At 48.9% G+C, this 26,941-nt stretch carries 25 protein-coding genes; 14 read left to right on the top strand and 11 right to left on the bottom strand.

The annotated features are described in order from the left end of the window. Nucleotides 1-62: 62 nt before the first annotated feature. From DESLBE_RS05035 to DESLBE_RS05005, 7 genes are all read left to right on the top strand, one after another. Nucleotides 63-1,289 (top strand): helix-turn-helix domain-containing protein, encoded by a 1,227-nt coding sequence (locus DESLBE_RS05035; RefSeq protein ID WP_144675443.1) that lies wholly within the window; start codon nt 63-65, stop codon nt 1,287-1,289. A 37-nt stretch (nt 1,290-1,326) separates the two neighbouring features. Continuing rightward, nucleotides 1,327-3,318 carry a molybdopterin-dependent oxidoreductase gene (locus tag DESLBE_RS05030; RefSeq protein WP_144675440.1) on the top strand — a complete coding sequence of 664 codons (1,992 nt, stop codon included), beginning with the start codon at nt 1,327-1,329 and terminating at the stop codon, nt 3,316-3,318. Then, nucleotides 3,311-3,865: a 4Fe-4S dicluster domain-containing protein gene (locus DESLBE_RS05025; RefSeq protein WP_005814572.1), complete on the top strand. Its 555-nt coding sequence runs from the start codon at nt 3,311-3,313 to the stop codon at nt 3,863-3,865. Before DESLBE_RS05030 ends, DESLBE_RS05025 begins: the two co-directional genes overlap by 8 nt. Nucleotides 3,866-3,887: 22 nt before the next feature. Continuing rightward, complete coding sequence (locus tag DESLBE_RS05020) at nt 3,888-4,244, top strand: molecular chaperone Hsp90 (protein ID WP_144675438.1); 357 nt, start codon at nt 3,888-3,890, stop codon at nt 4,242-4,244. A gap of 195 nt (nt 4,245-4,439) precedes the next feature. After that, complete coding sequence (locus DESLBE_RS05015; protein ID WP_144675436.1) at nt 4,440-5,303, top strand: Rpn family recombination-promoting nuclease/putative transposase; 864 nt, start codon at nt 4,440-4,442, stop codon at nt 5,301-5,303. 789 nt (nt 5,304-6,092) lie between these two features. After that, a complete protein-coding gene (locus tag DESLBE_RS05010) occupies nt 6,093-6,314 on the top strand; it encodes a hypothetical protein (RefSeq protein ID WP_018213022.1) in 222 nt (73 codons plus the stop codon). Further along, the gene (locus tag DESLBE_RS05005; protein ID WP_018307245.1) at nt 6,308-6,703 is read left to right on the top strand and encodes a response regulator; all 396 of its coding nucleotides are present in this window, start codon (nt 6,308-6,310) and stop codon (nt 6,701-6,703) included. Before DESLBE_RS05010 ends, DESLBE_RS05005 begins: the two co-directional genes overlap by 7 nt. 284 nt (nt 6,704-6,987) lie before the next feature. Here the strand turns inward: DESLBE_RS05005 and DESLBE_RS05000 are convergent, their stop codons facing one another. Continuing rightward, nucleotides 6,988-7,227, bottom strand: a complete 240-nt coding sequence (locus DESLBE_RS05000; protein ID WP_026184023.1) for a DUF2922 domain-containing protein — start codon at nt 7,225-7,227, stop codon at nt 6,988-6,990. Nucleotides 7,228-7,280: 53 nt separating this feature from the next. After that, entirely contained in the window at nt 7,281-7,505 is a 225-nt protein-coding gene (locus DESLBE_RS04995) for a DUF1659 domain-containing protein (protein WP_144675434.1), read from the bottom strand. Nucleotides 7,506-7,696: 191 nt separating this feature from the next. On the opposite strand from DESLBE_RS04995, the gene DESLBE_RS04990 reads away from it, so the two are divergent. Beyond that, a complete protein-coding gene (locus tag DESLBE_RS04990; RefSeq protein ID WP_144678613.1) occupies nt 7,697-8,542 on the top strand; it encodes a DUF3102 domain-containing protein in 846 nt (281 codons plus the stop codon). 102 nt (nt 8,543-8,644) lie between these two features. Here DESLBE_RS04990 and DESLBE_RS04985 read toward each other — a convergent pair whose 3' ends face one another. From DESLBE_RS04985 to DESLBE_RS04955, 7 genes are all read right to left on the bottom strand, one after another. Next, nucleotides 8,645-9,334: a GTP pyrophosphokinase family protein gene (locus DESLBE_RS04985; RefSeq protein WP_144675431.1), complete on the bottom strand. Its 690-nt coding sequence runs from the start codon at nt 9,332-9,334 to the stop codon at nt 8,645-8,647. Between the two features lie 29 nt (nt 9,335-9,363). After that, entirely contained in the window at nt 9,364-11,226 is a 1,863-nt protein-coding gene (locus tag DESLBE_RS04980) for an ABC transporter ATP-binding protein (RefSeq protein ID WP_144675429.1), read from the bottom strand. Further along, on the bottom strand, nt 11,223-12,983 hold the full coding sequence (locus tag DESLBE_RS04975) for an ABC transporter ATP-binding protein (protein WP_144675427.1): 1,761 nt from the start codon (nt 12,981-12,983) through the stop codon (nt 11,223-11,225). The genes DESLBE_RS04980 and DESLBE_RS04975 overlap by 4 nt, the downstream gene beginning before the upstream one ends. 139 nt (nt 12,984-13,122) lie before the next feature. Then, nucleotides 13,123-13,605, bottom strand: coding sequence for a transcriptional regulator (locus DESLBE_RS04970; protein ID WP_144675425.1), 483 nt, complete (start codon nt 13,603-13,605; stop codon nt 13,123-13,125). Between the two features lie 266 nt (nt 13,606-13,871). After that, on the bottom strand, nt 13,872-14,933 hold the full coding sequence (gene tig / locus DESLBE_RS04965) for a trigger factor (RefSeq protein ID WP_144675423.1): 1,062 nt from the start codon (nt 14,931-14,933) through the stop codon (nt 13,872-13,874). Nucleotides 14,934-15,048: 115 nt separating this feature from the next. Next, nucleotides 15,049-17,697 (bottom strand): cation-translocating P-type ATPase, encoded by a 2,649-nt coding sequence (locus tag DESLBE_RS04960; RefSeq protein ID WP_144675421.1) that lies wholly within the window; start codon nt 17,695-17,697, stop codon nt 15,049-15,051. A gap of 45 nt (nt 17,698-17,742) precedes the next feature. After that, nucleotides 17,743-18,909: a cation diffusion facilitator family transporter gene (locus DESLBE_RS04955; RefSeq protein WP_144675419.1), complete on the bottom strand. Its 1,167-nt coding sequence runs from the start codon at nt 18,907-18,909 to the stop codon at nt 17,743-17,745. Nucleotides 18,910-19,115: 206 nt separating this feature from the next. On the opposite strand from DESLBE_RS04955, the gene DESLBE_RS04950 reads away from it, so the two are divergent. Then, a complete protein-coding gene (locus tag DESLBE_RS04950; protein ID WP_144675417.1) occupies nt 19,116-20,015 on the top strand; it encodes a phosphatidylglycerol lysyltransferase domain-containing protein in 900 nt (299 codons plus the stop codon). Between the two features lie 17 nt (nt 20,016-20,032). After that, complete coding sequence (locus DESLBE_RS04945) at nt 20,033-20,977, top strand: GNAT family N-acetyltransferase (protein WP_144675415.1); 945 nt, start codon at nt 20,033-20,035, stop codon at nt 20,975-20,977. A 121-nt stretch (nt 20,978-21,098) separates the two neighbouring features. Here the strand turns inward: DESLBE_RS04945 and DESLBE_RS04940 are convergent, their stop codons facing one another. After that, nucleotides 21,099-22,064: an Rpn family recombination-promoting nuclease/putative transposase gene (locus tag DESLBE_RS04940; protein ID WP_144675413.1), complete on the bottom strand. Its 966-nt coding sequence runs from the start codon at nt 22,062-22,064 to the stop codon at nt 21,099-21,101. A gap of 257 nt (nt 22,065-22,321) precedes the next feature. Here DESLBE_RS04940 and DESLBE_RS04935 point away from each other — a divergent pair, with 257 nt between their 5' ends. Then, entirely contained in the window at nt 22,322-23,179 is an 858-nt protein-coding gene (locus DESLBE_RS04935) for a DegV family protein (RefSeq protein ID WP_144675411.1), read from the top strand. Here DESLBE_RS04935 and DESLBE_RS04930 read toward each other — a convergent pair. Next, on the bottom strand, nt 23,155-24,060 hold the full coding sequence (locus tag DESLBE_RS04930) for a class I SAM-dependent methyltransferase (protein WP_144675409.1): 906 nt from the start codon (nt 24,058-24,060) through the stop codon (nt 23,155-23,157). The two genes, DESLBE_RS04935 and DESLBE_RS04930, sit on opposite strands and share 25 nt — an antisense overlap. Before the next feature lie 93 nt (nt 24,061-24,153). Between DESLBE_RS04930 and plsY the strand changes: the two genes are divergently transcribed. The 3 genes from plsY to mscL are packed head-to-tail and all read left to right on the top strand — an operon-like array spanning nt 24,154 to nt 26,853. Continuing rightward, nucleotides 24,154-24,762: a glycerol-3-phosphate 1-O-acyltransferase PlsY gene (gene plsY, locus DESLBE_RS04925; protein WP_172625375.1), complete on the top strand. Its 609-nt coding sequence runs from the start codon at nt 24,154-24,156 to the stop codon at nt 24,760-24,762. Further along, entirely contained in the window at nt 24,762-26,387 is a 1,626-nt protein-coding gene (locus DESLBE_RS04920) for an aminotransferase class V-fold PLP-dependent enzyme (RefSeq protein WP_144675407.1), read from the top strand. Before plsY ends, DESLBE_RS04920 begins: the two co-directional genes overlap by 1 nt. Nucleotides 26,388-26,400: 13 nt before the next feature. Then, nucleotides 26,401-26,853, top strand: a complete 453-nt coding sequence (mscL, locus tag DESLBE_RS04915) for a large conductance mechanosensitive channel protein MscL (protein ID WP_005814614.1) — start codon at nt 26,401-26,403, stop codon at nt 26,851-26,853. The last annotated feature ends 88 nt before the right edge of the window (nt 26,854-26,941 follow it).

Genomic DNA, 26,941 nt, shown 5'->3' with positions numbered 1-26,941 from the left:
AACTACGAGTGATTGAAATCCGATGAGGGAACCAAGGGAGAAGAAGGAGGATATGAAGCATTATGGGAAACGTCAGTTCAATGCCGAATTACATGCGGAAGCTTCTTAAAACATCCGGCCAAGGGCTGGATGCTCTTACTTGCGCCATTGCCGAGGTGTTGAATCAACCTATCCTGGTTTCTACTCCGACTTATGAGACCCTATCCACAACACTTCTTCACCCGGATCTGGACTCCTTTCAGATGGTGATAGAAGGGGAGCGGGGGGATAACGAGACCTTATTTTTTTGCACCCTATCCACTGAAGCGTTGCATCTGAAAGGGGCAGGCTGGGCCATCGCCCCCAATGGCCGGATATTGGGGTATCTTTTTGTGCTGTATGATGAAGTCAAGCCGGACTTTGAGGAGTTTCAAGCCATTATAGAAACGGCCCTCTCTCTATACTCCATCCACCTTCAGAATAAGTTGGAGCTGAAGCAGGAAAAACATAAAACAAAAAATGCTTTCTTTTACGATTTACTCTATGGCAACCTTAAACGCAACGAAGATATTATGACGATGGGAGAAGTATGGGGCTGGGACTTCCACCGACCCCATACGGTGTTGCTTTTACGGGTCCCTGATCTGGAGTCTCATTCCCCTGACTGGCACCTTATGGAGGTGCTGCAAAAGACTGTGGATCGAACCTTGATCAATAGATACTATAAAAATCCGGCAACGACAGTGAATCGAAACGAAGTCGTGGTCATTCTGCCGGCGGAGAGTGAAAAGGCGGCTGAGCGGAAACCGGAAATCACTTCCTTAATAGAGGGCCTTTCCAATCAGTTTAAGACCACAGTGTCCGATTACCGGATCATCTGCGGAGTAGGGAAAACCTACGCCCAGCCCAATGACCTCTTTCGCAGTTACCAGGAGGCCAAAGTCGCTTGTGAGATGGGAAGCCTGCTGGAAGTTGAGGTGCCCTTTTTCAGCGATATGGGTCTGGAAAGAATCCTGTACAAACATGACCTGGAAGATCTGAAAGAATACTATTATCATGTTCTGGGAGATTTACCTGAAGAGGATGAGAGTGAGGATAATCTGGTTTGGCTATTGGAAAGCCTCGTGGATAACCAATTTGACATGAATAAAACAGCCCAAGCCACTTTTTTACATCGCAACACCCTTCGTTACCGTTTAAATAAAATCGAGGCCATTCTCGGACGTTCCTTAGCAGATATTAATACACGCCTGGATTTGGCCGCGGCTTTTAAAATCCGGCGGCTGCACAAGATTCACCTGCTGCCCTGAAAAGGGTTTCAAACATTAATAAAGGCTGGTGTTGGGTATGCCAACGTTTCGCAATACATGTCCACGGCATTGTTATAGTTCCTGCAGCATGATTTCCCATATGAGCGGGGGGAAGCTGACCCGGGTTGTGGGAGACTCCGAACATGGTTATACCCGGGGAAGGCTTTGTGCCAAAGGGTATTCCTTAATTCAATATGCCTTGGACGAGTATCGCTTGAAGTACCCTTTGCGTCAAGTGCGACGGGGGTCAGGGGAGTGGCGGCGGATTTCCTGGGATCAGGCTTACGAAATTATCGCCTCTAAAATGATCGAACTGAATACCCGCTATGGCTCCAATCTGGGCTTAGGATATTATAAAGGGAATGGCAATGCCGGCTTGCTGCATCAGGCCGTGGAAGGAATGTTCGCAGGCCTGGGTCCTCATACCCGGCCCATCGGGGATATTTGTTCCGCTACCGGGGAAACCGCACTGAGGGAGACCGTAAATGAACTAAGAAATCCTGATCCGGAGAAGATGAGCGACGCCGGCTTGATCGTGATCTGGGGAGCCAATCCGGCCAATACCAATATCAATCAAATGAAGTTTATCTATGAAGCACGCCAAAAGGGAACTCCATTGGTGGTTATCGATCCGCTCCTTACCCATACGGCCAACAGAGCTGATTTATATGTTCAGATCAATCCGGGGACCGATGCCTGGCTGGCATGGGGGATCGCTAAACTATTGATCGAAAGTGACAAGATCGATAAAGAGTTCATTCGGCAAAAAACCAGAGAGTTTCATCGATATAAGCAAGGGCTTGAGGGGATTACTCTGGAGGAAGTTTGTTCCCACACCGGTGTCCATTTAAGGGTCGTTGAAGAATTAGCCGATCTGTATGCCCGCTTTCATCCAGCCGCTAATTGGCTGGGTTTCGGCATGCAGCGTTATCCCACTGGCGGAGAATCGGTAAAGGCCGTGAGTGCTCTGGCCGCTCTGACCGGGAGTTTTGGTTCGGTGGGCGGGGGAGTCTATTTCCGCCACCGGCCTCAGGAGGAATTTCCACTGCATATAGCCAAGCATCAGGGAGTAAAGCAGCCTTTGCTCACCTCCTCCCGGGAGGTGCCGGTCAACGATTTTCCGGGCAAGGCGATGAAGCTTCAGGAGCCGCCTCTTAAAATGCTGTGGGTTTCCTGCGGCAATCCGCTGGCCCAGGATTACAATCTACGGGCTTGGCGTGATTTGTTTCAACAGATGGAGTTCATCGTCACCGTGGATCTCTACCTGAACAGCACCGCCCGGCAGTCCGACCTTGTTCTGCCTGCTGCGTCCTTCTTTGAAGAGGAAGATTTGCATGTGAGCTTTTGGCACCACTGGCTTTCCTATAATCAAAAAGTCCTGCCGGCTTTCTATGAAGCAAAGAGCGATCTACAGATTGCCCGGGAGTTAACCCGTAAACTCAACGAACTTCAGCCAGGGTTTTCTAATTTTCCTGCGGAAAAAGAACCCTGGGATTGGATCGAGGGGGAGTTGTCTCCGGAGATTAGGGAGCTTTATGGTTTGGAGGAGCCTGCTGATCTTAAGCGGCATTCCTATAGAAGGAAGAAGGAGAGCTTGCTCTCCGGTTGGAACTATTGTTTCTCAAGAGTTCAGCCGCACCTTTTTAAGGATATGAGAGAAACGGAGTCATCCCTGCTGTTTCCTTACCACCTGCTTACTCCTCAATCCCTGCTTAAATTCCATACCCAGTATGAGACCCTTTCCTGGCTTAATGGGGAGAATAGAGAGGAACCCATCATTGAGCTGGCGGAGGAAATCGCCTGCAAGCATACTATCCGGGAAGATTCTTTGGTTGAAATCTATAATGAGCATGGTTCGATAAGCGGCCGGGCTAAAATCAACCCCTATCTCCCGGAGAAAATTATTCTGGTGGAGCAAAGTGACCGTTATCCCATCAATCATCTGATCAGCGGTCAGGGAAAAGATGGGGAAAGTATCCCTTATTTTGATTGCCGGGTTAACCTCAGGAGGGTGCGCAGTGATGTTTAAGAGAAAGGGCTTTCTGTTCAATGCTAATCTCTGTATAGGGTGCCGGGCTTGTGAGATGGCCTGCCGCAATGAAAATCATACACCGGCCAATATCCACTGGCGGCATGTCAAGGAAATAGATCTGGGGACCTATCTGTCCATGGCCTGCAACCACTGCGACAGCCCGGAATGTTTCCGCGTCTGCCCCCAGCATGCCTTTAATAAGCGAAAAGACGGCATCGTGGAGATCGATTCTTCCCTTTGCAACGGCTGCCGTCTCTGCGTCAAGGCCTGCCCTTATGATGCACCCCAGTACAACATTAATACCAATAAGGTGACCCGCTGCCAGATGTGCTATCCCCGTCAGGATCATGGGCTGCCGCCGGCCTGTGTGGAGGCTTGCACCACAGGGGCCTTGACAACCCTGGACCTCAATGATCCCCAGCTGCCGGAAACGGTGCGGGTGATCCCGGGGTTTACCGATATTCGTCTGACGAAGCCTTCGGTGCTCTTTTATCCGCCGCGGCCGAAGCGGAGATATTTTCTTAAGCAGAGTGACAATATATGATATAAAAGAAAGGATGAAAACCATGAACCAGGATGTAAAGGACTATGTTGCCCAGAAAGCAAAGGAATTGCTAAGTGCGCGCCCCAGCTGCCCAGAGGCCAAAGCTGCTGCCCAGAACTGGCTGGATGCTATGGGGACGGACAGAGAAGCGGAGCAGACCAAAAAGCTAATCGCGGAACTGGAAATGGACATCATGCCCATCGACGGACTGATTGCCTTTACAAAGTCAGCAATCGGTGTGCGGATATTTGGTGAAGAAAGGGTAAAGAAAATGGAAGCCCATGCCAAGGAACTCAAGGAGGCCGGGGTAAAATATTGCGATTGCCCCGCTTGCGCAGCAGCGGAAGCGATTCTTGAGAAGAAGGATGAGCTTTTGTAATAAAGATTTTTTGTCCACAGTCCGGGAGGAGGGTACAACACCCTCCTCCTTATTACGTGTATAGGGAAACTTCCAGAGAAATTATATCCATAATTTTCTTGAACGGGAACGTATGTTCTGATATCCTATAAATAGGAATTGTCCCTCATTGTCAAGAGCAACCTTCTGTAATAAAATAAAGAGAGGAGAATAGAATTGAACACCGAGATATCCTATCATAACAATGATGTGCTTATGAAAGTTTTAGCCGAACAGTTTAGAAATAAAACTCTGGACGTCTTCGGGATTAAAACGGCTAAAATCAAAGCGTTGCTCCCTTCTGCCCATCCGACGATTGATGCCAAGGAAACTCGCAGTGATATCATCTTTCTGTTGGAGGATGACACCTTACTGCACCTGGAATTCCAGACCACAGCCTGTGAACGGGACTTAAAGCGTTTCTTGTACTATGACGCCCGGCTGGCGAGCCGGCGGGAGCGTCAGATCCGCACCTTCGTCGTCTATTCCGGTCATATCGAACAAGCCAAGGAGCGGTTGGACTGCGGTTCCATCCTCTATCAGGTCGAGAATATCTACATGAAGGACTATAATGGAGATCAGGAATACAACAGACTGAAAGCCAAGATCGAAAGCGGTCAGCTCTTAAATGAGACGGATACCCTGAAACTGATCTTTCTGCCACTCATGAAAAGCAGGCAACAAGAAGAAGATCTGGCGATACAAGCGGCCGAACTAGCTAAGGCTACCGATGAAAAGACGAAAGTATTCGCCATTGCTGCGTTGATCGTGATCACCGACAAGATTATGTCCGAAAGTAATAAAAGGAAATTGTTGGAGGTGTTGAAAATGACCCAGATTGAACAGTGGATCCGGGAAGAGGGCAGAGAAGAAGGCAGGCAAGAAGGCAGACAAGAAGGAGAACTGAAAGGCAGACAAGAAGAGAAAAGGGAGACGGCCCGAACCATGCTGAGTATGGGAATGAGTCCGGAAGTGATAGCCAAGGCGACCAAGCTCTCCCAGGAGGAAATCCTGCGAATAGAGAAAGAAATGAAAAACTAACCTCTCATACTGGCTAAGCGCTGCTTGTAACCCTCTATTTCAAATAGCCAAGTGTTCGGAAATTTGAGATAGAGGGTTACAGAGAATTTGGCAATTGTATAAATATACTCTTTAGTTATAGAACGAGAGCGGCCTTTAATTCCTCACATAGGAATAAAAGAATAGTTTGGAAATCAATAGCGGATTAAGACGTAAAACGACCTCTTACTCAAAACAGTAAGGAGGTCGTTTTTAGGCTTTACCGCAGAGGATCATACTTTGTAAGCGCACAATAAGTTGGTGTATAGAAAATCCTCGAAAATTCCTATTCCGGAACGATGTGCATAGAATGCAAACGAAGATAAGAGGCCATCCCGGGATAAAATCCCGATCTTCACTATCCACTTGGCTTGAAATTCCCTCCCGATACCCCTATAATGGATTCAGGTGGAAATTAAAAGGCCGCCGCGGCCCGCAAGTGTAGCAGCACTTACAGGCACGCGCAAGGTGTCCAAGCACCTACACGTAACAGCAAGCTGTCCACGACGACAGATCCATTATACAATGCTCCTCGCTCCAGTACAACAGTACGCGGGCCTGGGGGTATAATCGGCTGCCGGTCCGGGGGTGTGCTGATTGTGTGCGACTTGAGAGCAGTAAACATGAGACAGTATGAATTCAGGCGCATGTGTAGGGATAAACCCTTGCATGCGTCTTTTAATTTCCCCTGATCACCGCCGGGCGGCCGGAGTCGGACTCTTATAGAGGGTCCGGTCCGGTGCCGGGCGGAAAAGGGGGAAGTATATAATTATGAATCGTAGAGCAGGAACCGGCCCAGCCCAGCAGGAGGAAGGACCGGCGGAGGCCATGCTGACCGCCGCAGTTGAACCGTCACGGCAATCCAGGGTCCAGGAATGGATTTGGACTTTCCTACAGAGCATAAGCCCGGCCCGGATAAGGAGCCGGGTTTATGAGTCTACGCCCGGTTTTCTCGGTTTTTCCGGGTTTGCTGAAAGGGGGGCATCGTGTTGAATATTTGCCTGTGTGATGATGGTGCCCTTCAGCGAGCCTACCTAAAGTTGATCATCCAGGAGTATGAAAGCCGTTCCGGAATCCGGTTTAGCCTGTCTGAATTCAGCAGCGGGGAGGACCTTCTTGAGCAATTCCAGGAAAACCCCACCCGGTTTGACCTTTATTTTCTGGATCAGCGGATGAAAAATATCACCGGTCTGGAGACCGCCTCATCCATCCGGCAGCGCAATAAGGATTGTGCCATCGTTTTTGTCACTGCCTCGGAGGGGCCGGGGGACTTTGAAGCCGTATCCCCGCTCCGGGTTCTGAACAAACCGGCCCAGCCCGCAGCTGTCTATGAGGTTCTGGATCAGGTGTTTGCGGCATTGAGCCCCGGTTATAGCAGGTAGATGAGTATCGCTGTAGCTTGAAGGGCTGCATCATATTGAGGTGCTTCTGCCTAAATCCACAAAAGCTTAATTTTTGAGCCACATGGCCTTCCTCCTTGAGATGATGGAGACTCAACCGTGCCAACGCAGCTTGCGGGAAATGTGAAGGAGAGATGTATCCGGAGTATTACAAAGGATTTCACGGTAATGAAGATAAGATTTCAAATATTTGAGGAGAAAAAAAGGACCGAGGCCGCAGCCTCGGTTTTCCTTATAGGCTATAGGGTTTTTTCTCAGCCTATTGATCAGCCGGCCGCCGGATCGTAAAGATCGTTGACTGTCGTGTCAACAATCTTCACATCCTTGATCCCGGTTAAAGCCCCGGTGGCCGTCAGATAGATATCACTTGCGATAAGCGACTCCATAGCGGCCACGATCTCAGTCACCTGCACATCTTCCCGTGGATCGGCAAGAGTAAGGGTGAACGTTCCGCCACCGGCGGTGGAAAAGATCAGCCTTGCGACTTTAGTGGTTGATAAAGCCATTCCCGCACCTCCTTTTATCGGAATTGCTTCCGTTCATTATTCTTCGTGCCTCCTTATTCCTCTGCCAGTTGCCAGGTTTTTCTAAAAAACACATCGAGAACCGGATGCTTTGTCAAACCAAACAACGCATGTGCTGCGTCATATACAGCTTCTTCAGGCGCATCAAAGCGGATCGAGTTAAACGTTTTCTGCCTTGTGATGGGAGCACCAAGAGGGGAAAGCCCCGTTTGGTAGACCACCACCAACGCTGCAGAATAAGGAATTCCTTCGATTGCCATCTTAATCACCACCTTTATTTGATGGATTCCTGATGAATCGACAGACCCGGGCTGTCCTTACATCCTATGAAGTTTCCCCGGCGGTTGTTACAGGTTGTCACACAGAGAATATTTTTCGGCTGCTGTTACGGGTTGTCACACCTGTCATATCAGGTCCATATACTGTATTAAAAACCCGGGAAGGGATGGGCATGAGTGAACAAGTAAGGGAACGCACCCCGCAGGTCATCGCGGCGGAGATCAACAGCTATAAAGTGTCCAGTGGGAGAATCCAATTAACCTGTGCCGTGGAGATCGGCCGGAGGCTGATCGAGGCGAAAGCCCTTCTTCCTCACGGGGAGTGGGGAAAATGGCTGGAAGAGTATGTAGAGTATTCTAAGGCTACGGCGGAAAATTATATGAGAGTTGCCCGGGAGTACGGGCAGGCAGGAGGAGACTCCCCGGAGGGGGAAAAAGCAAAATCTGAGACGTTTCCGATTTTATCTTACTCCCAGGCACTGACCCTTTTGGATGTACCGGAAGAAGAGCGGGCAGAGTTCATCGCCGAGCTGGATATCGAAAATATGTCCGTACGTCAGCTGCAGAGGGCCATCAAGGAGCGGGAGCAGGCCAGGCAGGAAAAAGAGGAGGCTGAGCAGGAGAGCAGGGAGCTCCAGAAAGCTCTGAAGGGTGAAAAGGAGAAAAACAGCCAACTGGAAAAAGAGCGGGATGGGCTGAAGCTCAAGGCAGGGGAGCTGGAAAAGGAAAAGCAGGGATTGAAACAGGAAGTAGCTGAAAGGAAGGCTGAGAACAGCAGGCTCAAAGATAAGCAGCTCTTCAAAAACAATGAAAAGCTGCGGAATCAGCTTACTGCCACCCAAATCAAGAATGCTACCCATAAAGCCGCCTTTAAAATGGAAGCCCTGGAAAGGGCCTTCAAAGAAGTGGTGTATGAACTGGGCCTGCTGGTTAAGATCGATAAGAATGTGCATGGGGAGTATCAAAAAAATCTGCGAAAGTTCCTCCTGAAATGCCTGGATGAAAAGGTGGGGGATTGAATAGTTTGGAAATCAATAGCTCATTAAGACGTGAAACGACCTCTTTACTCAAAACAGTAAGGAGGTCGTTTTAGGCTTTACCCCAGAGGGTCATACTTTCCGTTATTCTTCAATATGCTCACGGATATGCAGCATCTTTTTTTCCGTGTCGGCCAGTGTAGTTGCGCAATCCAGCAACATGGCGGCGTACTGTTGAGTATTGCTGTCCTTATTTTTATAGCGCAACATGTGTTCCAGGCTGGCCCAATAGTCCATGGCAACTGTGCGCAGCTGGATTTCCACCGGAATCTCTTCGGTGCTGCCGGACAGGAAAATCGGCACTTTGACGACAAGATGCAAACTCCGGTACCCGTTTTCTTTGGCTTGCTCAATATAGTCCTTCCGTTTAACCAAGGTAACATCGGCTTGTTGCAGGAGCATTTTCTCCACCGCATAGACATCATCCAAGAAATTGCAAATCACGCGAATGCCGGCGATGTCAAGAACTCTCTCCCGAGCGGCTTCGACCGTAAGCGGCAAGCCGTACTTTTGCAGTTTTTTGCCAATGCTGAGGGGACTTTTAATCCGGTATTCCAGATGATGAATAGGATTATGCTTGTTGCTGAATTGAAATTCATCATCGAGTAATTCCAGTTTGGCGCTGACGACTTTCATGGCGCCGTTATAGATCTGCATGGTTTGGGCGAGCTTGATCAAGGAGGTTCTGGCATCCTCCCGGGAGCTTTGAAAGAGATGCCCATCCTGTTCTGTGAGATCGGGAAGATTGACTTTGGATTTGCGTTCAATGATCATCGGCTGCTCCTTTGCTTTTATGAGTTTTTTTATGAAGCCTGTTCAAATTGGCTGTTATAAAGCTCGGCGTAGAAGCCGCCCTTGCCGAGGAGTTCCTCGTGATTGCCGCTTTCGATGATGTCGCCGTCTTTCATCACCAAAATCAGATCGGCATCTTTGATGGTGGAGAGGCGATGGGCGATTACAAATGAGGTCCGGCCCTGGGTCAGCTTATTCATGGCATCCTGTACGAGCCTTTCCGTACGGGTGTCTACCGAGCTTGTCGCTTCGTCCAGGATCAGAAGGGGTGAATTTTGAATGATCGCGCGGGCAATGGTCACAAGCTGCTTTTGGCCTGCCGACAGGTTGGCTTTATCATTGAGGATGGTGTCATAGCCCTGGGGCAGGGTGCGGATAAAGTGGTGGATGCCCACAGACTTGCAGGCGGCGATCACTTCTTCATCGGTAACGCCCTGCTTGTTGTAGATGATGTTTTCTTTGATGGTTCCCTCAAAGAGCCAGGTGTCCTGCAATACCATACAGAATTGGTCATGGACGTTTTCTCTGCTCACATGGCTGATGGGGGTACCGTCTATGCGAATTTCGCCGCTGTCGATTTCATAAAAGCGCATCAGCAGATTGACCATGGTTGTTTTTCCCGCACCGGTAGGCCCCACAATGGCGACCTTCTGGCCGGCTTTGATCTGAGCGGAAAAATTATTGATAATGGTTTTGTCCTTCTCATAGCCAAAGTGAACATTCTGAAATTCCACGTGGCCTTTGACATGCTCCAGCTTTTTGAGCTGCTGGCTTTCCTCGGTCAATTCTTCTTCGTCGAGGAATTCAAAGACACGCTCACTGGCGGCGGCTGTTCTTTGCAGCTGCTGCATGGATTGGGCCAACTGGGACAAAGGCTGGGTAAAGAGGCGGATATAGATCATAAAGGCAACGATGACGCCGAAGGAGATCGTACCTTTCATGGCCAGGGCCGCACCGACCACGCACACCGCCACATAGCCGAAGTTGCCGATGAAGCCCATAATCGGCATCATCATCCCCGACATAAACTGAGATTTCCAACCGCTGTCATACAGGGACGTGTTGATCTCCTCAAAGGTCTTTTTCGCTTTGCTGCCGCCGTTATAAGCCTTGACAACATTGTGGCCCGAGTAGATTTCCTCAATGTGGCCATTGATATCGCCGAGTCCCTGCTGTTGTACAGTAAAATACTTTTGCGATTTGGACATGATGAGCGCCATCAGAACAAACCCGATCAAAGTGGAGCCGATGGCAACCAGGGCCAGAATCCAGCTGTTGTAGAACATCATGACCAGGGAACCGACAAACATGGTAACTGCCCTCACCAAATTATCGAGGCTCTGATTGAGGGTCTGGCCAATGGCGTCAACATCGTTGGTCACGCGGCTGATGACATCGCCGTAACTTGTTTTGTCAAAGTATTTGAGGGGCAGTTTGTTGATCTTCTTGGCGATGTCAGTGCGCATGCTTTTAGATATTTTAGCAGTTACCGTAGCCATGATAAAATTCTCGGCAAAGCTGAAGATACCTGAGGCTGCATAGAAACAGACAAGCAGCATACCAATATTGAAGACCGCGTTAAAATCGATGGCCCCAGACACCGGTACTCCGTTGATCAGGGCCGGCAGCCCCTTGGTGATCTCATTGATCATGTTCTTCAGTTGGTCCGGACCGATGATTTGCAGGAATGTCCCCAAAGCCGCGATGACAAGGGCGGTGATAATGACGGGCATGTAGCCTTTACAGTAGCGGATCAGCTTGCCCCATGTTCCTTGGAAATCCTTGGCTTTTTCGCCGCCCCCCATGCCGGGAGGACCGCCCGCCGGCCCACCCATAGGGCCGCCATTTGGGGTTCTGGTTTGATTCTCACTCATGATGCCAATTCCTCCTCGCTCAATTGCGACATGGCAATTTCTCTATAGACAGTGCAGTCGCGGAGTAAGTCTTTGTGGGTTCCTTTGCCGACGATTTTGCCTTCATCAAGCACAATAATCTGGTCGGCGTCCATGATGGTGCCGATGCGCTGGGCTACGATCAGGCTGGTGACACCTGCGGTTTCCTGTTTGAGCACACTGCGCAAAACCCGGTCGGTCTTGTAATCAAGGGCTGAGAAAGAATCGTCAAAAATATAGATTTCAGGCTTGCGGCACACCGCCCGGGCGATGGCCAGCCGCTGCTTTTGACCGCCTGATACATTGGCTCCGCCCTGGGCAATGGTGGCTTGGTATTGGCCGTCCATTTTCTCCACAAAGTCTGCGCCCTGGGCAATTTGTACGGCCTTCTTCACTTCGTCCAGAGGATAGCCTTCACCGCCGTTATCGCCGTAAGCCACATTGGATTCTACCGTGCCTTTGAACAGCACAGCCTTTTGGGGTACATAGCCGATTTTATTGAAAAGGGCTTCCAGCTTATATTCTTGCACATTGACGCCGTCAATCAATATTTCCCCCTGGGTTGCATCAAAGAAGCGGAGGGCAAGGTTGACAAGAGTTGATTTGCCGCTTCCGGTCGAGCCGATAAAAGCAACGGTTTCACCGGGGGAGGCCGTAAAACTGATATCTTCAAGGACAGGTTCCGCTGCATCGGGATATTGGAAGCTGACAGACTTAAACACGACTTCACCTCGCAGGCCCGGCTGGCCCTCGGTTTTTGTTCCGTCTAAAATCCGGGATTCCGTATCCAGCACTTCATTGATGCGTTTGGCCGAAACGCTGGCGCGGGGCAGCATAATGAAGATCATGACCAGCATCATAAAGGACATGATGACCTGCATGGCATAGCTGGAAAAGACGACCATGTTGGAAAACAGGCCTAATTTATCCAGCGCCCCTGCCGCATCAATCAAATAGGCGCCTATCCAGTAAATCGCCAGGGACAGCCCGCTCATCAGCATACTCATCACCGGCATCATGACTGCCATGGCGCGGTTGGTGAACATTTGGGTGCTGGTTAGCTCTTCGTTGGCCGTTTCAAATTTCTCTTCCTGATAATTCTCAGCATTGTAAGCGCGGACAACACGCAGGCCGGTGAGATTTTCTCTTGTTACCCGGGTGATGTTATCGGTAAGGGTCTGCATCTTTTTGAATTTGGGCAGGGCAACGATGAGCAGAAAGGTAACCATTATGATCATAATCAAAACAGCAACCCCTGTGACCATGGTCCATTCGAAGCCTTTGCCCGAGATTTTGGTAATGGCCCATACCGCTGTAATGGGAGCTTTAATCACTAATTGCAAACCCATGACCACCAGCATTTGAATTTGGGTGATGTCATTTGTGGAACGTGTAATCAGACTTGACGTTGAAAAACGGTTGATTTCTTCCATGGAAAAGGATTCAACCTTATTGAATAATAAACTGCGCAGCCGCTGGGAAAAGGAGGCGGCTATTTTGGCCGCAAAAAAGCCGACGACAACTGCAGCTGCCAGACTTCCCAAGGCACACGACAGCATATAACCGCCGTTGAGCCAGATGTCACTGATGGCGCTGTTGGGCGTCTGGGTCAGCGTTGTTATTTCCGCCATATAATCGGGGAGTTTAAGATCAAGCCAAACCTGGGCGACGATGAAGATCAGGCTGATGCCTGCCATCAGCCATTCCTCCGCCTTGAGATACTTGAAGATTCTTACCATAGATGTTTGTTCCTCCAGTCGTTTGTATAGGGTTCGGCATCATCTGTATTAGTAACGAACTCTGTTAGTAATGGGACTATAGTAATGCGGACTGTATGGCCCGCATAAATCAATCTGTACTTTGGTGAGGGATGCCCGTTTAACCGCTCGGCATGCCGCCTTCTTCTTGGGGAGAATACTTTTGCATAAGCTCGGAAAAGAGGCGGGTCAGCCGAATGAACTCTATCGTATCCGCTTCACCCATGTCGGTAAATATCCGTACCATTCTGTTTTTCATCTCCTTCATCTCGGCTTCGGCGCGGTTGCGCCCCTCCTCGGTGATGGTCACAAGAATATTGCGGCGGTTGCTCTTGTCGATGTCGCGGACAATCTGGCCCTTTTTTTCCAAGGCGCCGAGCAAAGCGGAGATGCGCGCCGTACTGGCCTGCAGCGCCGCGCTTAGTTCAGAAGGGAGAACTTCTCTATTGCATACCGCCAGGTAATGCAAAACAAAAAGCTCTCCTTTATGGGCGCGATTGAGGTTTTCCATCATATCTTTCCGGCTGTTGGCCATGATTTCATTAAAGGCGGCCAAGGCTTTGTCAACATAGCTCAAGCTGTTCTGATGCTCTTCCCTTGACATATTCGTACACCTCCGATCTGAGTCGTATCACAGTGGATAAAGAATGGCGTTGTCCTTATTAAAATATGGTTAAGAAATATAATAACTAACTGTGTTAATAATATATACTATTTATATTCTCTAGTCAAGAGGAATTGAAAAAAATCAGCTTCAACCAGCCGATTGTGGATGAACATGCTTTGAAAAACACTAACAGCCTTTCATTCACAATAGAAGAAAGGCTGCTCTTTCACTTCTTGAAATAGTTTTGAGGTGTATTATCCTTGTTATGCTTCTACAGGTACGCCCCATTCGACCAGGGATTCCGCTGCTTTCTCATAAAGCATGCTTTTTTTGATGGCCTCCTTATCATAGGCGGCTTCAAAACCTGCTTGGTCATCTACATATCCGTAATAATTAAGATATTCGCCAATTTTTTCTGCATAGTCATCTTCTGTGATGTTGAGCTGCTCTGCTGCAATCAAAGCCTCAAAAAAGAGCTCTTGCTTGAGCGTATCTTCGGCAGTGGTCTTCAGTTCGGCATACAAATCATCTAAAGTCATGGCAAGGGAAGAGGCATAGGTCTCCAGATCGGTACCATAGGAGCCGGCAAGAGAAGTATAATACTCAACCATTTCATTATAAGCTTCTTCAACTTCTGTTTCATCCAGTGTAAAGGTAGAATTATTGATGGCAGTTTCAATTACTTCATTCATATAGGCAATTTTGGCTTCATCCTCTTTGGCAGTGACAAGTGAGTCGTAAATAGACTGGCGGTACTCTGCAGCTGTGGTATATTCGCCCTGGGTATACTCGTTGACAAAGGCATCCGTGAATTCAGGAATTTCATATTTAACGACATAATGAATTGTCACGGTAAAGGTAGCGACTTTACCGGAAAGCTCAGTATTACTGGTGTAAGGATCAGGGAAGGTCACATTAATATCGGTTGTTGAGCCTACGGTTTTGCCGATGAGAGCTTCCTCGAATCCTTCAATAAAGCTTCCTGAGCCAATCGTCAGAGAGGCCCCTTCGTTATTGCTGTTCCCGCCTTCGAATTCTGCACCGTCCACATAACCAATGTAATCGATCCAAAGCTCATCACCCGATGCGACAGGGGTACTGCTTCGCTCAGAATCCTCCACCGGGATCGCTTGGGATTCGATAAGGGCATCAATTTCATCTTGAACCTCTTGGTCAGAGACCGTGGTATCGCTTTTCGCGTATGAAAGTCCTTTATATTCACTAAGGACAACGCCGCTTTTGACGTTGCTTACCGTGCTGGAACATCCGGCGAGGTTTATCGCCATAAGAGCACAGAGAAGAACACCTATTAAATGTTTTGTCATGTTGTTTTCTTGTTCTCCTTTCGGTTGATAAACCAAGGTTAACAGGTCAACTTTAAATTTACTTAAAAAAGCTAATGCCCAACGAGTTCAGTTGAACATTAGCCTTGCTCTTTAGCTAAGATCGCCGCAAGAAGAGTTTATAGATCTCCTTAAGAACGAGGGGGATAACCGCCAGGCAAAGGACAATTCCCCAATCTCTTAAAGAGAGCATCTGCAGCTTGAAGGCGCTGGAGAGGAAGGGGACAGAGATCACCATCAGCTGCAGCAATAAACCGACGATAATAGCCGCAATCAGGTAGCGGTTGGAAAAGATGCCTACAGCAAAAATGGATTTGGTGGCATGTCTCATGGACAGGGAGTAGAAAAGCTGGGAAGCCGCCAGAACCACAAAGGCCATGGTGCGGGCATAGGTGAGGATATCAGCGGGGATATCCGTCGATCCTAAGGTATAGCCGTATTCACGAAGCCCTATGTAGAAGGCAACCAGGGTTAAAGCACCGATCAAGACACCGCCGATGATGGCCCTGATGCCTGAACCGTGGGCAAAGAAGCTTTCTTTGGGGTTGCGGGGTTTTTGCCGCATGACTTCTTTATCACCGGGATCTACACCCAGGGCAATGGCCGGCAGGGTATCGGTGATTAAGTTAATCCATAAAAGCTGGGTGGCGAGCAGGGGAACGGGCCAGAAAAAGAGGACGGAGAAGAAGATGGCGACAATCTCCCCCAGGTTGCAGGAGAGAAGGAAAATCACCGATTTCTTGATGTTGTTATAGATATTGCGGCCTTCCTCGATAGCATGGACGATGGTGGTGAAATTATCATCGGTTAAGATCATATCGGCGGCGCCTTTGGAGACATCCGTACCGGTGATTCCCATGGCCACACCGATATCGGCGTTCTTCAAGGAAGGAGCATCGTTGACCCCATCCCCCGTCATGGAAACGATATTGCCATGGGATTTGAAGGCTTTGACGATTTTGACCTTATGCTCCGGAGATACCCGGGCAAAGACCCGCAAACTGCCGATGCGCTGGGAAAATTCTTCGTCGGACAATTGATCGATCTCAGCGCCGGTCATGCTTTCCTCGATGGACTCAGCGATGCCTAATTCTTTGGCGATGGCCACAGCGGTGTTTTTATGGTCTCCGGTAATCATGACCGGTGTGATCCCGGCCAGCTTGGCATCCCGGATGGAATCCCTGACTTCCAGGCGGGGAGGATCGATCATGCCCACCATGCCGATGAGGGTCAGATCCTGCTCCATCTCCTGGGGGCTGATCACTCTGTCCACATCTTTGTAAGCGGCCCCCAGCACCCGCAGAGCAGCGTCGGACATTTCGTCAGCCACACGGAGATACTCCTGCTTCATCTCTTCCGTAAGGGGGACCACCTTGCCGTCAACTAAGGCGGTGGTTGAAAGTTTGAGAAGATTGTCAATCGCTCCTTTGGTATGGACCCGGTAGCCTGTGTTTTCTTCATTGAGGGTGGACATGAGTTTGCGGTCGGAATCGAAGGGGTTTTCTCCTACCCGCTTATATTCGGCATGCAAGGTTTTTCTTCCCAGGTTAAAGCGCTCCCCTAAGACCACCAGGGCAATCTCCGTAGGATCTCCTGTGCCCTGGCCCTGTTCATAAGTAGCATCTGAGCAAAGGACAAAGGTCTTCATCAGCTCTTTGGCCTGAATGCTTGCGTCAAAACCTGAACCCTCCCGGGGCACCTCCTGCAAATTATTCAGTGTGTAATACTTGACCACTGTCATTTGGTTTTGCGTCAGGGTTCCGGTTTTATCCGAACAGATAATATTTACAGAGCCCAAAGTTTCCACAGCAGGCAGTTTTTTGACAATGGCATTGATTTTGGACATCCGGGTGACCCCCAGAGCCAGGACAATGGCGACAATAGCGGGAAGACCCTCAGGGATGGCGGCCACAGCTAAGCTGATGGCGGTCAGGAACATCTCAAAGAGGTCCCGCTTCTGGAAAAAGGAGATGACAAAGATGAGGACACAGATGCCGATGGCCAGATAGCCCAAGACCTTCCCCAGCTCTTCCATTCGCTTCTGCAGGGGGGTCATCTCATCGATCTCTTCATCGAGAATCTTGGCGATTTTCCCGATCTCTGTTTCCATGGCGGTGCCCACCACCACCCCTTCACCCCGGCCATAAGTAGCTAAGGTGGACATGAAGGCCATGTTCACTTGATCGCCAAGGGGAGTTTTAGGGTCCTGAAGGACTTCCTGGGCCACTTTTTCCGTGGGAACGGATTCACCGGTGAGAGCCGACTCTTCAATCTGGAGATTGGCACTCTCGATGAGGCGCAGATCGGCTGGGATAAAGCGGCCGGCATCGATGAGAACAATGTCTCCGGGCACCAGTTCCTCCGATTGGATTTCCAGGACCTCGCCGTTCCGGCGGACCAGTGTTTTAGGAGTAGTCATTTGCTGCAAGGCTTCAATGGCTTTTTCGGCCTTGAATTCCTGAAAAACGCCAATGGCGGCGTTGAGGACGACCACCAGAAGAATGATGATGGAGTCCACATATTCCCCGATAAAGAAAGTGATTAATGCAGCACCGATCAGGACATAAATCAGCATATCCTTCAATTGGGCAAAGAACAAGGCGATTAAGCTTTTCTTGGGTTTTCCCTTAAGCTTATTGGTTCCGTATTGCTCCAGGCGGGCTTGGACTTCCTGGCTGGTGAGCCCGGTGGCAGGGTTTACATTGAGCTCTTTAAGCGTTTCTTCCTGAGATTTGGCAAACCACATCGTTGGATCACACTCCAATTTCCATTTGTGTATAGTCAATAGTTTTTAGGTCAAGGCGGTGATGGAATTGACAATCACATTGAGCTGGGGGTCTTTTTCTTTTAGTTTATGAATAATATCCTTGCGGATAGTATCGGCAGCTGGGACCTGGGGAGAGGGGACGGATAATTCAAAGATGACATTCATACAGCGATAGCCGATGGTCATACGGATATTATGTGCGACAAAGGAGTTATTTACTTCCTCCACGGCGGATTTAACGATCTCCTCCATACCTTTAATTTTTTCTTTGTCGGTGGTAATGGGGTCGATATGAATGACAATATTGATGTTCAGTTCTTCGGAGATGCGCTTTTCCAAGTCATCAATAATCAAATGGGCGTCGACGATGTTTACCGTATCCTGAATCTCGGCGTGAATGGAGGCGATGGTGCGGCCTGGGCCGTAATCGTGAACTTTTAGATCGTGAGTGCCGATAATGTACATTCCTTCATTGACGAAGTCTTTGACCTGATTGCACAACTCGGGGTTAGGGGAGGAGCCCAATAGAATATTGACTGTTTCCTTGGCCACATTATATCCTGTATAAAGGATGAAAAGGGAGATGAGCAGACCGACGTACCCGTCAATGGCAAGATCAAAAGCGTGACCGATCAGTGTGGAAAGGATGACGGCACTGGTGGCTAAGGCATCGTTAAGACTGTCATAAGCAGTGGCTTTATTGATTCCTGAATTAATGGTATGCCCGATGTAGCGGTTATAGGAAAACATCCAGATTTTCAGGACTACGGAAAAAAGCAGGATAACCAGAGAAATCCAGCTGAAAAGGACCTCTTCCGGGTGAAGGATCTTAGTGAAGGAATTTTTGAGAAGTTCGATGCCGACCATAAAGATGATAAAGGAGACGACCAGGGAAGAGATGTATTCGATCCGGCCGTGACCAAAGGGGTGCTCTATATCCGGAGGCCGGTTGCTCATTTTGGCCGCGATGATGGCGATGACGGAGGAGCCGCAGTCGGAGAGGTTATTAAAAGCGTCGGAAATAACGGCAATACTGTTCATAAAAAGCCCCAGCAAAAGCTTAAGTATAAATAAAATCAGGTTGCAGATGATACCTAATGCTCCCGCTAGAACTCCATACTGTTCGCGGACCCGCTTATCTGAGATGTTTTCATGGTGGGGAATAAAGCGGCGAATGATAAATTTGATCAATGGTTTACCCCTTCCTAAGCGGATACTTCAATGAATAGCATCCCAAAGATTTGTCACTTTGATTCGAAGAAAAAATAAGGTATTATAATAGAAGTGCTCTAAGGAGAGCAGGGGAGGATTCTAGACATTGGTAAGTTATTCCTATAATATAATAATATCATGCCTAGGACAATTACAAAAATAGCAGAACATAAGGTGGATAGAATATGATTGACTTTAAGAAGATAGAGATGAGAGATAAAGAGTGGGTAAAACCGCTGCTGGAAGCTGCGGATCTTGGTGGTTGTCATCAAAATTTTACGAATTTATTTTCATGGTCGGGGACGTATCACTACCAGGTGGCTCAAGTGGAGGATTATCTTGTCATCAAAGGACGGCTGGGAGAGACCTATTATTATTTTTATCCGGCAGGCACCGGTGATGTGCAGCCGGTTCTGGAAGCAATGAAAAAAGATGCTCAGGAAAATGGGCATGAATTTATAGTACTGGGAATTTCCCCGGAAAATATGGCGACTTTGAAGAAGTTGTATCCTGAGCATTTTGAATATGAAGAAATGCGGGATAGCTTTGATTATGTCTATCTGGCGGAGAAGCTGGCTACACTGGCCGGAAGAAAGCTCCAGGCCAAGCGAAACCATATCAACCGCTTCGAGGCCAATAATACCTGGGCTTTCGAGCTGCTCACTCCGGAAAACCTGGCTGAATGCTGGGAAATGAATTTGGAATGGTGTCGGAGGAATGACTGTAAAGATGATGAGCAGTTAAGGGCTGAATACTGTGCTGTAAAACGGGATTTTGATTACTTCACAGACCTGGAGCTGGAAGGGGGATTACTGCGGGCGGATGGCAAGATAGTGGCCTTTACCATGGGAGAACGGCTCAATTCCGATACTTATGTGGTCCATGTGGAGAAGGCCTTTGGGGAGATTCAAGGGGCTTACCAAATGATTAACCGGGAATTTGTGAGATGGATCAGGGAAACCTATCCGGATCTGGTCTACGTGAATCGGGAAGAGGACATGGGATATGAGGGGTTGCGCAAAGCAAAATTATCCTATCATCCGGATAAAATGGAAGAGAAGTTCCTGGCCCGGTATTTTGCCTAGGCGATAAGGAGACAGCTATGAAAGAAATGCGGCCGGCTCTTTGGTCCGATATGGAGCGACTGAAAACTATCTGGAAGCTTTGCTTTGGGGATGGGGATTCCTTTATTGATTTTTATTTTGCCCGGCGTTTCCAGCCGGAACAGGTTGCTGTCTATCTTGTCGACCAGGTCATTACGGCAATGCTGACCATGATTCCGATCCAATATGTGGACGGTCCTGAGGGGGAGAAGACCAGGCAAGGCGCTATGCTTTATGCCATTGCCACTCATCCGGATTTTCAGCGCCGGGGGATGGCCTCGGAGCTGATGGAGTGGGCCTTGGTTTATCTGGGAAGCCGGCAGATAGAGTTGTGTGTCCTGGTACCCGCTGAAGAGAAGCTGTTCGGCTTTTATGAGAGGCAAGGGTACCAGGCAGGATTTACCCTTCGTGAAGCGGTACTGAACCGTGATGAGATTAGGGTTATGGGTGAGCCCCCTTATACTAAGTCGCCCTATACTAATATGGAGGAAACGCCGGACCTTGCGGTTGCGGCTGCCCTTCCTCAAACTTATAACAGCATCCGCAATCAGCTTCTCCGCGGAACCCCTTATATCGCCTATGGGGAAGAAGAGGTTGCCTATCAAAAACAGGTTTCCCGGCTTTCCGGGGCAGACCTTTACGAACTAAGCAGCGGGGAAGTTCAGGGGTGCGCGGCTGTGGAATGTTTGACTGAGGATAAGGTTTTGGTTAAGGAGCTTTTAGTTCCCGAGGCGCTGATTGCTCAGGGATTGAAGGCCTTGGCCCAAACCATCCCGGCTCAGGAATTCATCATCCGGACACCTGCCCCTTGGGGTCAGGGGATAGGCGGTCAGATCCGCTCCTTTGGCATGTTGAAAAGAACAAGTTCCCGGGAATCCGAACCTACTAATCAAGAGGACAGCCTACCTGGAGAAGGGGCTTATCTTGGGCTTGCTTTCGACTGAATCAGCCCTGCTTTAGCAGCGGGGTTCTTTTCTGTAAACAAAAAAGAACAGGATTGTGATTAACCACAATTTCTGTTCTTTTGGCTTTTAAGGGAGGATTTGGAGTTGCTTGGTTTGAGGATCAATCTTTTAAGCCTGATATTTCTTCCTCAGACAATCCTGTCGCTTCGGCGATCTTGGTTATTTCAAAGCCCAGAACCAAGAGCTTTTTCGCCACTTCAGCTCTACCCTCAGCTTTACCTTCAGCCTTGCCTTCTGCTATTCCCTTTGCTCTGCCTTCCGCTATTCCTTTTGCCATCCCTTCCTCAAGGGCTTCCTGCAGCCGGAGCTCGGCCTCGCGGATGGCAGCCTTCTCATCCAGGATGGCCTTGCGTCTATCAAAGTAAGCTTCTCGGATGCGCGGATCCTCGCTGGTTTCCTCCCAGGCGTTCATGGCCTGATACAGTACGGGATCTTTCATGGCAATCTCCTCCAATATCTGCAAGATTTCCTGATTATCCGCTCCTTCCAGGAGCAACAGCCAGCGGACCAATTCATTTTCCCAGAGACTGATTTCCCGCCTTCGCCACTTAGCCAGCAGCTTGGGCAGCTCCATGAAGTGTATTTCCAGAACATCGGTCAGCTGAAATTTTTCTTCATCTTCATAAAGATGAAATACATTGTGGTAGTTTGAAGTCTGTTTCAAGTAATTAAAATCCACTATGTTGATGGATACGGTCTTGGTTAATTCTTTGTAGGCCATACCTTCTCTGATCTGGCGGGAGTACATCTGAGCCCAGTAGTAAAGGGAACGCTTCTCCATGTCATATTGGTTGCTTAATTGAATTTCAATATTGATCTGCATCCCTTGGCTGGTTATGGCCCGCACATCCAGGATGGATTTCTTATCCTCTGGATATTCTTTGTTCAACTCCGGATTTATAATCGTGATTTCTTCGATCCGGCTCTCTTGGGGCAACTTGAGAGCGGCATTGAGAAAGGCAATGAGGATGGCTTCGTTGCCCTCCTTGCCGAAAATAAGTTTGAAGGCGTAATCAATTTTCAGACTGATGAACTCTTTCAAACTTTCACCTGCCTCTCTTAGCAAACACCCTATGGAGTGTGTTACCCATATTATACCATGAAGAAGTGAACACAAAAAGATTATAAAAATGATTTGGGTCAGGGTATTTTCCCGCCTCACAAAAGGAGAAGCCGTTGGCTGCCCTTATGCTTAAGGAGTATATAACGCAGGTTTATACTCCCAGATAGTGAAATTAAGCCCGCTTTAGCAGTGGGCTTAATTCCCTTTTATCTTCTTTTATTGTAGAATTGAAAGTAATTATAAAAAAAGGAGATGAACAAATGGCTGTCCGTGTGTTAACCGATAGCACAAGCTACATAGATGGTGAAGCAAGACAAGAATTGGAGATAAGACGGGTGTCTTTGAATGTCTCTTTTGGTGATCAATCACTGCGGGAAAGCGACTTAGCCAATGAAGAGTTTTACAAGATGATGGAAGCCAAGGGGATACCCACCTCTTCCCAGCCTTCCATCGGTGAATTTTATCAGGAGATGGAAAAAGTAGTCTCGGCAGGTGAAAGCTTGTGCGGGATTTTCCTATCCTCCGATATGAGCGGGACCTTTTCCACCGCTCAATTAGCGAAAGAGATGGTTCTGGAAAACTATCCCGATGCCCAGATCGAGATCATTGATTCCCGCTCCAATTCTATGCAACTAGGATTTGCCGTGATACAGGGAGCCCGGGCTGCCCAAGCCAGGAAGAGCCTGGCTGAGGTCAAAGAGGTTGTGCTGCAGACGATTAAGCGCAGTCGTTTTTTGTTTATACCGGATAATCTGGACTATTTGAAAAAGGGGGGCCGGATCGGCGGAGCCGGTGCCTTAATCGGGAATCTGTTTAAGATTATTCCCATTCTCACGGTGGAAGAGGGTAAGGTTCTGGTCCTGACCAAGGTGCGGCATAAGGAGAAAGCCGTATTGGCCATGATTGATAAGATGCTTGAGGACATCGGCGCCTATGGGTTAGGGGAGATTGCGGTTCACCATATTAATTGCCTCGATGAAGCCCAGGCCTTGGTGAAGAAAATTAAAGATAAGGTCACTGCCAATATTAAGGTGATGCCCATCGGTCCGGTGATCGGGCTTCATGTCGGCCCCGGCGCTATTGGGATCGTTTATTATACAGAACGTGATTTGCGCTGAAAAAAGTTGCCCTTAAAGATGGTTTTAAATTTATTCACGCATCTCTCTTTAAGGGTCGGTGGCTTAGGCGGTTCCGGGGGTGTGGGTTTGCGACCGCTGATCAGGCCGAAGCCGAAATACCCTTTATAGTATTTCATAAAATTGGCATTTTGCTGCAAGCGTCTGTAGAGGCCCGGTTGGCTGGAGACCTTTTGCACCAGATCCTTAACCAGCATCCAGTCATTTTTCAGTTCGTTTAAGACGAGGTTGTTGTTGGTGTTCTGCAAGGCCTGGGGGTTTTTGATTTCTACGTCCACAAACCCTGCTGCGGTCAAGGTTTTGTTCCACTCCTCAAAAGACAGGGGATCAGTGCCTTGGCCATAGCAGAGCTCCATCTGAGCGCGAAGCTGGGGGGGCAGCTCATAGAGCAGAGCCATCTCCAGATCGGCAATCCGGCCTTCAGGTTTTAAGACGCGAAAGAACTCCTGATAGACTTTGCCTTTATCTAAGAAGACGGTGATCGATTCGCACATGATCCAATTAAAATGATCGTCGGGAAAGGGCAAGCGATTGACATCGGCTACCCTGAATTCCACCAGATGAGCTACTCCTTCATGCTCGGCTCTCTGCCGGGCTTTTTCGATCATTTGGGAATTGATATCGACACCGATAATTTTGCAGCCCTTGTTTTTGGCCAAATAGCAGGCGGTAAGACCGCTGCCGCAGCCTGCATCAAGAATGAAATCCCCGTCGTTGACATCCATAACTTCCAGGTTTTTGACGGTGGCGGGAAATCCTCCCGGATGGGAGCTCCCAATGCCCAGCCAGGCTAAGAGCTCAAAGTAATTCATGGTTTCGATGGATTTGTTTTTTTCTATCGAATCAAGTTGAACAGCTTCCATGCTACCCTTCCTTTCTCTTAGCAGAATAATAAACTGCCAAGGATATGGCAAGATATTCCATGCATATGGTAGTATATTCCTAGAGGGGAAGAAATGAAGCTTGCATCAAAGGAGGCTGGGATGATCGATCTGTTCATGATCTTGGGTGCTTATCTCCTGGGAGGGATGAGCACCGGGTACTATCTTGTCAAACTGTGGCGGCAGGAAGATGTTCGCAACCAGGGGTCCGGGGCAACGGGGGCTACCAATGCGGGAAGAGTTCTGGGGAAAAAGGGGTTTTTGCTTACCTTAATGGGCGATGCCCTCAAGGGAGCCTTGGCGCCGGCCTTGTCCATGCTCTTCAATCTATCGCTGACTACCCTTATGCTCTGTTTGATTGCAGTAGTGGCCGGACATATCTGGCCCTTGCAGCTGGGCTTGCGCGGGGGGAAGGGAGTCGCACCGGCGCTGGGCGGAATTTTGGTCGTTGATCCTATGCTGGCTTCGGCTGCGGCAGGGGTGTTCCTGTTTGTTTTAGCTTTGACCCGCCAATTCACTTTAAGCGGTCTGGCGGCGATTCTGGGCGCACCCATTCTATCCTTGATCATGGCGAGACCCTTTGAGCAGTCGGCAGGTTTGGCTGTTCTGGCTATCTTCATACTCTTGGCTCACCGGAAGAATATCCGGGAGATGCTGAATAAATCATCGCAAAGGAGAAGGTAATGGCAAGTACGGATTTAAGCTTTAAAATTGCCGCTGCTGAAGAGGAGTTTGAACAAATCCACCGCTTAAACTACAAAACCTTTGTCAAAGAAATTCCTCAACATGAAGTGAACAGCCAGGAACGGCTGGTTGATCCATTCCACCAGGAAAATACCTATTGCATCGCTTTGCACCGGGGAAAACTCATGGGGATGTTGGCCTGCCGGGACAAACGGCCTTTTTCCATCGATCGGAAATTGGCGGATTTAGATTCCTATCTGCCTCCTTATAGCTCAATCTGCGAAATTCGTCTCTTGGCCGTGGAGAAGGAGGTGCGGGGGACGCGGGTGCTGCTGGGGCTGATGAGCCTGCTTTTTGAGCATTGTCAGAAAAAAGGTTATGATCTGGCCGTAATCTCTGGTACAGTAAGGCAGCTGAAATTATATAATCACCTGGGCTTTAAGCCTTTTGGTCCTCTGGTAGGGACAGCGGCGGCTTCTTATCAGCCCATGTACATGACACGGGAGCAGATGAGTCAAAAGCTTATCGAATTGTTTAAGGCTTTCCAAAGCAAGGATGGCCGGAGAGATAGTGTGAATTTTCTTCCCGGGCCGGTCAAACTTCGCCGGGAAGTGCAAGAGGCCTTAGGGAGACCTCCCCGTTCTCACCGGTCGGAGGAATTCCTGGCAGTAATGGCCCGAATCAAAGAGCAACTGGCCCAATGGCTGAAGGTTCACTATGTTCAGATCCTGCTGGGATCAGGGACTTTGGCCAATGATGTGGTAGGGGCTTATCTCCGCACGGCTCTGGGGCAGAAAAAAGGCCTGGTTCTCAGCAACGGTGAGTTCGGGAACCGTTTGCTGGATCAGGCGCGACGGGCAGGTCTCAATTTTGAAGACTATAGTATTCCTTGGGGAAAAGGGTTCGATTATGAAGACATTGAAAAACAGCTGAGCAAGGGGGAGGGTTCGATTCAGTGGCTCTGGGCGGTCCATTTGGAAACCTCCACCGGAGTGCTCAATGATTTGCCAAGACTGAAGGCCCTCTGTCACCGCCAGCACATTCCTCTGGCTGTGGATTGCGTGAGTTCCATCGGTGCGGTACCTGTGGACTTAAGTGGGGTCTATTTAGCCACCGGAGTCAGCGGCAAAGCCCTCTGTTCCTATCCCGGGCTGAGTTTCGTCTTTTATAATCAGGCCCTGGAGGGCGGAAGACTGCCCCGCTATATGGATCTGGGATTATATCAACAGTCGGAGGGGGTTCCTTTTACCCAATCCTCCAATCTCATCTATGCCTTGGAGCAGGCTTTGCACTATGCGGCAGAAAGAGAGCTGTGCATTAACCAAAGACAGGGGGAGTGGCTCAGAGCGAAGCTGCAGGAGCTTGGATTTCAAGTATTAGCCTTACCGGAAGACGCCGCCCCCAATATACTTACTCTGGTACTGCCCCGGGAAGTGCCATCCCTGGAGTGCGGTGAGCTATTGGAGGAAGAGGGCTATGTTCTCAGCTATCGCAGCGCCTATCTTTTTCAGCGCAACTGGGTCCAAATCTGCTTAATGGGGGAATATGAACCTGAGCAAATTTACGCCTTTCCGGAAATGCTGGCAGAATGTATGAAGAAATGTGGATTAAGAAAAGGTAAGTAAGGGAGAATAGAAAATGTGGAAAGAGTTTAAAGAATTTGCCATGAAAGGGAATGTCATTGATCTGGCTGTGGGCGTTATTATCGGAGGCGCTTTCGGCAAAATCGTCACTTCCTTGGTCAATGATGTGATTATGCCTTTGGTAGGGCTTCTCCTGGGTCAGATGGATTTTTCCAATGCCTTTATTACTCTGGGAAAGGGAGATTTTGCTACCATTGCCGAGGCTCAGGCGGCCAAGGTCCCTACCTTGAATTATGGATTATTCATTAATAATGTCGTGGATTTTCTGATCATCGCCTTTACTATTTTCATCGTAATCAAGCAGATCAACCGGTTTAACAGAAAGAAGGAAGTTAAGGAAGAGGTGGCAGAGGAAAAGGCTACCAAGCCCTGTCCTTATTGCTATGTGGAAATCCATAAGGAGGCGACACGGTGCCCTCATTGTACTTCGGTTTTGGAGAGCCCTTGAAAGCAGGTCTCCAGGATTTTGTTTTACACCGGTCGCTCAATAAGCTGCGCGGACAAAACTAACGTGAAAAGCCCGCCGCTCCGTCGGG

Origin of the sequence: Desulfitobacterium sp. LBE (assembly GCF_007830365.1) — a bacterium.
GTDB lineage: Bacteria > Bacillota > Desulfitobacteriia > Desulfitobacteriales > Desulfitobacteriaceae > Desulfitobacterium > Desulfitobacterium hafniense.
The sequence above is the reverse complement of the archived record's forward strand: the minus strand, read 5'-3'. Positions and strand labels throughout refer to the sequence as shown.

Excerpts from the sequence above, each read along its gene's own strand:
- DESLBE_RS05025 (WP_005814572.1), top strand. The coding sequence starts at position 3,311 with ATGTTTAAGAGAAAGGGCTTTCTGTTCAATGCTAATCTCTGTATAGGG.
- DESLBE_RS04995 (WP_144675434.1), bottom strand. The coding sequence starts at position 7,505 with ATGGCAATCGAAGGAATTCCTTATTCTGCAGCGTTGGTGGTGGTCTAC.
- DESLBE_RS05030 (WP_144675440.1), top strand. The coding sequence starts at position 1,327 with ATGCCAACGTTTCGCAATACATGTCCACGGCATTGTTATAGTTCCTGC.
- mscL (WP_005814614.1), top strand. The coding sequence starts at position 26,401 with ATGTGGAAAGAGTTTAAAGAATTTGCCATGAAAGGGAATGTCATTGAT.
- DESLBE_RS04970 (WP_144675425.1), bottom strand. The coding sequence starts at position 13,605 with ATGTCAAGGGAAGAGCATCAGAACAGCTTGAGCTATGTTGACAAAGCC.
- DESLBE_RS04950 (WP_144675417.1), top strand. The coding sequence starts at position 19,116 with ATGATTGACTTTAAGAAGATAGAGATGAGAGATAAAGAGTGGGTAAAA.
- DESLBE_RS04960 (WP_144675421.1), bottom strand. The coding sequence starts at position 17,697 with ATGTGGTTTGCCAAATCTCAGGAAGAAACGCTTAAAGAGCTCAATGTA.
- DESLBE_RS04990 (WP_144678613.1), top strand. The coding sequence starts at position 7,697 with ATGAGTGAACAAGTAAGGGAACGCACCCCGCAGGTCATCGCGGCGGAG.
- plsY (WP_172625375.1), top strand. The coding sequence starts at position 24,154 with ATGAAGCTTGCATCAAAGGAGGCTGGGATGATCGATCTGTTCATGATC.
- DESLBE_RS04930 (WP_144675409.1), bottom strand. The coding sequence starts at position 24,060 with ATGGAAGCTGTTCAACTTGATTCGATAGAAAAAAACAAATCCATCGAA.
- DESLBE_RS04920 (WP_144675407.1), top strand. The coding sequence starts at position 24,762 with ATGGCAAGTACGGATTTAAGCTTTAAAATTGCCGCTGCTGAAGAGGAG.
- DESLBE_RS04975 (WP_144675427.1), bottom strand. The coding sequence starts at position 12,983 with ATGGTAAGAATCTTCAAGTATCTCAAGGCGGAGGAATGGCTGATGGCA.
- DESLBE_RS05020 (WP_144675438.1), top strand. The coding sequence starts at position 3,888 with ATGAACCAGGATGTAAAGGACTATGTTGCCCAGAAAGCAAAGGAATTG.
- DESLBE_RS04985 (WP_144675431.1), bottom strand. The coding sequence starts at position 9,334 with ATGATCATTGAACGCAAATCCAAAGTCAATCTTCCCGATCTCACAGAA.
- DESLBE_RS04945 (WP_144675415.1), top strand. The coding sequence starts at position 20,033 with ATGAAAGAAATGCGGCCGGCTCTTTGGTCCGATATGGAGCGACTGAAA.
- DESLBE_RS04935 (WP_144675411.1), top strand. The coding sequence starts at position 22,322 with ATGGCTGTCCGTGTGTTAACCGATAGCACAAGCTACATAGATGGTGAA.
- DESLBE_RS04980 (WP_144675429.1), bottom strand. The coding sequence starts at position 11,226 with ATGAGTGAGAATCAAACCAGAACCCCAAATGGCGGCCCTATGGGTGGG.
- DESLBE_RS05010 (WP_018213022.1), top strand. The coding sequence starts at position 6,093 with ATGAATCGTAGAGCAGGAACCGGCCCAGCCCAGCAGGAGGAAGGACCG.
- DESLBE_RS05035 (WP_144675443.1), top strand. The coding sequence starts at position 63 with ATGGGAAACGTCAGTTCAATGCCGAATTACATGCGGAAGCTTCTTAAA.
- tig (WP_144675423.1), bottom strand. The coding sequence starts at position 14,933 with ATGACAAAACATTTAATAGGTGTTCTTCTCTGTGCTCTTATGGCGATA.
- DESLBE_RS05000 (WP_026184023.1), bottom strand. The coding sequence starts at position 7,227 with ATGGCTTTATCAACCACTAAAGTCGCAAGGCTGATCTTTTCCACCGCC.